8 protein-coding genes are annotated in these 5,182 nt (G+C 74.0%); all 8 read left to right on the top strand.

From position 1 onward, the window contains the following. Window positions 1–659 (top strand): SDR family NAD(P)-dependent oxidoreductase (locus AB0J52_RS26680; RefSeq protein WP_500185052.1); only part of this gene is annotated, 659 nt, incomplete at its 5' end. A gap of 1 nt (window position 660) precedes the next feature. Continuing rightward, a complete protein-coding gene (locus AB0J52_RS26675; RefSeq protein ID WP_500185051.1) occupies window positions 661–999 on the top strand; it encodes an antibiotic biosynthesis monooxygenase family protein in 339 nt (112 codons plus the stop codon). 6 nt (window positions 1,000–1,005) lie between these two features. Next, complete coding sequence (locus AB0J52_RS26670) at window positions 1,006–1,461, top strand: anthrone oxygenase family protein (protein ID WP_500185050.1); 456 nt, start codon at window positions 1,006–1,008, stop codon at window positions 1,459–1,461. A 13-nt stretch (window positions 1,462–1,474) separates the two neighbouring features. Next, window positions 1,475–2,395 carry an NAD(P)-dependent oxidoreductase gene (locus tag AB0J52_RS26665; protein WP_500185049.1) on the top strand — a complete coding sequence of 307 codons (921 nt, stop codon included), beginning with the start codon at window positions 1,475–1,477 and terminating at the stop codon, window positions 2,393–2,395. A gap of 1 nt (window position 2,396) precedes the next feature. Beyond that, the gene (locus AB0J52_RS26660; protein WP_500185047.1) at window positions 2,397–2,774 is read left to right on the top strand and encodes a SchA/CurD-like domain-containing protein; all 378 of its coding nucleotides are present in this window, start codon (window positions 2,397–2,399) and stop codon (window positions 2,772–2,774) included. A 10-nt stretch (window positions 2,775–2,784) separates the two neighbouring features. Next, the gene (locus AB0J52_RS26655; protein ID WP_500185046.1) at window positions 2,785–3,195 is read left to right on the top strand and encodes a cupin domain-containing protein; all 411 of its coding nucleotides are present in this window, start codon (window positions 2,785–2,787) and stop codon (window positions 3,193–3,195) included. Then, the gene (locus tag AB0J52_RS26650; RefSeq protein ID WP_500185045.1) at window positions 3,188–4,468 is read left to right on the top strand and encodes a beta-ketoacyl-[acyl-carrier-protein] synthase family protein; all 1,281 of its coding nucleotides are present in this window, start codon (window positions 3,188–3,190) and stop codon (window positions 4,466–4,468) included. The genes AB0J52_RS26655 and AB0J52_RS26650 overlap by 8 nt, the downstream gene beginning before the upstream one ends. Continuing rightward, on the top strand, window positions 4,465–5,182 hold a 718-nt coding region (locus tag AB0J52_RS26645), incomplete at its 3' end, for a beta-ketoacyl synthase N-terminal-like domain-containing protein (RefSeq protein WP_500185044.1). The genes AB0J52_RS26650 and AB0J52_RS26645, both read left to right, overlap by 4 nt.

Here is a 5,182-nt window from a genome sequence, read left to right as displayed (position 1 = left end):
GGGCGTTCGCGCACGCGGGCGCGAACGTCGTCACGTGCCACACCACCGACGGCCCGCACGTGGACGCCCTGGTCAAGGAGCTGGCCGACACCCCCGGCGACCACCGCGTGGTCAAGGCCGACATCGGCGAGGAGGCGGGCGTCGACCGGCTCATCGCCGAGTGCCGCGACCATCTCGGCGGGATCGACGTCATCGTCAACAACGCCGGAACGATCAGCCACGTCCCGTTCGAGGAACTCCCCGCGGACGAGTGGCGGCGCGTCCTGGACGTGAACCTCACCGGCTCCTACCTGGTGGTGCACAAGGCGCTGGCGCTGCTGACGCCCGGCGCGTCCATCGTCAACATCGGGTCGAAGGTCGCGACGGTCGGCATCCCGCAGCGCGCCCACTACACCGCCGCCAAGGCCGGGCTGATCGGCCTGACCCGGTCGCTGTGCAAGGAGCTCGGGCCGCTCGGCCACCGCGTCAACCTCGTCGCGCCCGGCCCGGTCGAGACCGAGCAGCCGGTGCCGGACGCGATCCGCGAGCGCTACCGGAAGATGATCGCCCTCGGCCGCCTCGGGGACCCGGGCGACATCGCCGGGGTCGTGCTGTTCCTGGCCAGCGACCTGGCCGCGTTCGTCAACGGCGAGACCCTCAACGTGGACGGAGGCATCTGACATGCCGAACGACGCGCGCGTCTTCCGGGTGGTGCTGCGCATGAGCATCCGTCCCGGCATGGAGGAGGAGTTCGAACGCACCTGGCGCGAGGTCGGCGACGCCGTCACCTCCGACCCGGCCAACATCCGCCAGTCGCTGTCCCGCAGCGACGAGGAGGACGGCGTGTACTACGTCGTCAGCGACTGGGTGGACGAGCCGGGCTTCCGCCGCTTCGAGCACAGCGAGGAGCACGTCGGGCACCGCACCAAGTTGCACCCGTACCGGTCGTCCGGGGCGATGCTCACGATGCGGGTCGTGGCCGAGATGACCGGCGCGGCGCTCGCGCCCACCCGGCCGTGACCGCCGATGGCCGCGGACGTGCTGCGGGTCGTCGTGCTCGCGGGCAGCGGGATCACCGCGGGCGTGCTGCTGGCGGTCGCGATCAGCGTCGTGCCCGCGCTGGCCGCCGTCCCGCCCGCCCAGTACGTGCGGTTCCACCAGCTCCTCGGCCGGCACTGGGATCCGACGATGCCCGTGATCGTGCTGACCACGGCGGTCGGGTCGGCGGTCCTGGCCGGGATCACCGGCCCGGCGTCCGGACGGGCGCTGTGCGGGCTCGGCGCCGCGCTGCTGGTCGCCGTCTCGGGGGTCTCGCACCTGCTGAACGTCCCGCTGAACCGCCAGGTCAAGGCGCTCGACCCGGACCGGCCGCTCCCCGCCGACTGGCGCGACCCGCGCGCCGAGTGGCGGCGCTGGCACCTGCTGCGCACCGTCCTCGCGCTCGCCGCCGTCCTGCTGGAAGCGGCGGCCGCCGTCACGTGAGGGGAACCGACTGATGGACGACACGACCGGCCTTCCGGGCGACACGGCCGGCGTCCCGGGCGACACGGCCGGACGCCGCCTGGGCTTCGTCGGCCTGGGCGTCATGGGCGCGGGCATGGCCGCCAGGCTGCTGGAGGCGGGCCACACCGTCCGCGTCCACAACCGCACGCCCGCCAAGGCCGAACCCCTGCTGCGGGCCGGCGCCCTCCCGGCGGAGACCGCCGCCGAGGCCGCCGGGGACGCCGACGCCGTGATCGTCAGCCTGTCCGACGACCATGCCGTCGAGCACGTCCTGTTCGGGAGCGCCGTGCACGGCATGAAGCCCGGCACCCCCGTCATCGACACCTCCACCGTGACCCCCGCGTTCGCCCGCCGCGCCGCGCGCCGCCTGGCCGACCTCGGCCTGCGCCGGGTCGAGGCGTGCGTGCTCGGCAACCCGTTCCAGGCCCGGTCCGGCGAACTGCGCGTGCTGGCGGCGGGGGACCGGGCCGACGTCGAGTCCGTCCGGGACGTCCTGGAGGCGCTGAGCAGCGAGATCCGCTTCCTCGGCCCGCCCGGCAGCGGCGCCACGATGAAGCTCGTCCTGAACACCCTGATCGGCGCGCAGGTCGCGGCGCTCGCCGAGGCCGTCGCGCTGGGGCAGAGCGGCGGGCTGTCCCGCGACGACGTGCTCGACTGCGTCGCCGGGACGGGCGTGGCGTCCATGGTGATGAACTTCCGCGCGGCCATCATGCGCGAACGCCGCTACGAACCCGCCGCCTTCCGCGCCGCGCTGATGGCCAAGGACCTGCGCTACGCCGTCGACATGGCCGCCGCCGGGGGAGCGGGCCTGCCGCTCGCCGCGAGCGTGCTCGCGCAGGTCGAGCGGGCGCTCGAACGCGGCGACGGCGACAAGGACGTCGCCGTGCTGGCCGAACACACCCGAGAGGACTGACATGCCGTACGCCGCCATCCGCTACCAGGTCGTGCCCGGAAGCGAGGACGAGCTCGCCGAGGTGTTCGAGAGCTTCCAGCGCGTGGACACCCCCGACCTCACCGGCGAGGACGGGCGGCCGGCCGGCCGCCTGCTCGGCACCGCCGTGTTCGTCAAGGACGACGTGATGGTCCGCGTCATCCACTACGAGGGCGACTTCACCGCGATCGCCCGGCACATGGCCCGCCAGGCCGGGGTCAACCGGACCGAGGAGCGCCTCGCCCCCTACCTCACCCACCGGCGGCCCGCCGCCACGCCCGAGGAGTTCCGGGAGAACTTCCAGAACGCCCTGATGCGGTGCGTGTCGTCGCTGTCGGTGGAGAACCACCCGCAGTCCTGAAGGAGCTGACATGTCCGTTCGCACGGTGACGGCGTCCGACGTCGCGCCCAACCGCCGCCGCGGCGGCGACATCCGCGTGCTGCTCAGTCCGAGGACGGTGCAGTCCACCTCCGGGTTCCTGGGCGAGCTGACGCTCGAACCCGGCGAGTACGTCGCCGAGCACCGGCACCCCTACTCCGAGGAGTTCCTCTACGTCGTCGGCGGCCGTCTCGTGCTCCGGATCGAGGACGAGCCGGTCGAGCTCGGCCCCGGCGACGCGGTGATGGTCCCGATCGACGACCGGCACCGGCTGGAGAACGTCGGGACCGATCAGGCGCGCGTGGTGTTCCACCTGAGCCCGCTCGCGCCCCGCCCCGAACTCGGCCACGTCGACACCGAGGAACTCCCGCATCCCGCCCAGGAAACCCCGAAAGTTGGCTGAGAACGTGAACGGGCGCAAAGCCGTCATCACCGGCATCGGCGTCGTCGCCCCCGGCGGCATCGGCGCCAAGGAGTTCTGGGAGACGCTGACCGCCGGGCGCACCGCGACCCGGACGATCACGCTGTTCGACGCGAGCGGCTTCCGCTCCCGCGTCGCGGCCGAGTGCGACTTCGACCCGGCCGCGCAGGGCCTCACCCCGCAGGAGGTCCGCCGGACGGACCGGGCCGCGCAGCTCGCCCTCGTCGCCTGCGACGAGGCCCTGGCCGACAGCGGGCTCGACCGCGGCCGGCTGCGTCCGGACCGGCTGGCGGTCGCGCTCGGCAGCGCGGTCGGCTGCACGATGGGCCTGGAGCAGGAGTACATCGTGCTCAGCGACGGCGGCGCGCTGTGGGAGGTGGACCACCGCTACGGCGTCCCCCACCTCTACGGGTACATGGCGCCGAGCACGCTCGCGGCCGAGGTCGCCTGGCGGGCCGGGGCCGAGGGGCCCGTCGCGCTGATCTCCACCGGCTGCACCTCCGGGCTGGACGCGGTCGCGCACGGCGTCCAGCTCATCGGCGAGGGCAGCGCCGACGTCGTCATCGCCGGAGCCACCGACGCGCCCATCTCGCCGATCACCTCCGGCTGCTTCGACGCGATCAAGGCGACCACCCCCAACAACGCCGACCCCGAGCACGCCTCGCGGCCCTTCGACCGTGACCGTGACGGTTTCGTCCTGGGCGAGGGCTCGGCGGTCCTCGTCCTGGAGGAGGCGACGGCGGCCCGGGCCCGCGGCGCGCACTGCTACGCCGAGATCGCCGGTTTCGCCAGCCGCAGCAACGCCCACCACATGACCGGCCTCAAGCCGGACGGCCGCGAGATGGCCGAGGCCATCACGGTCGCGCTGCGGCGGGCGCGGCTCGCCCCCACCGCGGTCGACTATGTCAACGCGCACGGATCGGGCACCCTGCAGAACGACCGGCACGAGACCGCCGCCTTCAAGCGCAGCCTCGGCCCGCACGCCTACGAGGTGCCGGTGAGCTCCATCAAGTCGATGGTCGGGCACTCGCTGGGCGCGATCGGCTCGATCGAGATCGCCGCCAGCGCCCTCGCCATCGAGCACGACGTCGTCCCGCCGACCGCGAACCTGCACACCCCCGACCCGCTGTGCGACCTGGACTACGTCCCGCTGACCGCCCGCGACCACCGCACCGACGTGGTGCTCACGGTCGGCAGCGGGTTCGGCGGCTTCCAGTCGGCGATGCTGCTGACCCGTCCGGGGGCCGCCGCGTGACCGGGCCGGTCATCACCGGGCCGGTCATCACCGGGCTGGGCGTGGTCTCGCCCCTCGGGCTGTCGGCGCGGGCCCACTGGGCGGGGCTGCTCGCCGGCCGCAGCGGCATCCGCACGATCACCCGCTTCGACCCCTCGTCCTACCCGGTGCGGGTGGCGGGCGAGGTGGACGGCTTCGACGCCGCCGAGCACGTGCCGAGCCGCGTCGTCCCGCAGACCGACCGCTGGACCCACCTCGGGCTCGCGGCGGCCTCCCAGGCGCTGGACGACGCGGGCGTCACGCCCGCCTCGCTGCCCGAGTACGAGATGGCCGTGGTGACCGCCAGCTCGTCGGGCGGGACGGAGTTCGGGCAGCGCGAGATGGTCAACCTGTGGGGCCGCGGCCCCGGCTACGTCGGCGCGTACCAGTCGATCGCCTGGTTCTACGCCGCGACGACGGGCCAGATCTCCATCCGGCACGGCATGCGCGGTCCCTGCGGCGTCATCGCCACCGAGCAGGCGGGCGGCCTGGACGCGCTGGCCCAGGCCCGCCGCCTCCTGCGCGACGACGGGCCGCGGTTGGTGGTGAGCGGCGGAACCGACGCGTCGCTGTGCCCGTACGGGCTGGTGGCGCAGCTCAGCTCCGGACGGCTCGGCAACACCTACGCCCCGTTCACCGCGACGGCCGGCGGCTACGTGCCGGGCGAGGGCGGCGCGCTGATGATCGTGGAGGGCG

Origin of the sequence: Spirillospora sp. NPDC049652, from assembly GCF_040675125.1 — a bacterium.
Classification (GTDB): Bacteria; Actinomycetota; Actinomycetes; order Streptosporangiales; family Streptosporangiaceae; genus Spirillospora.
Note: the sequence above shows the minus strand (reverse complement) of the source record. Positions and strands in the feature narration are given on the sequence as shown.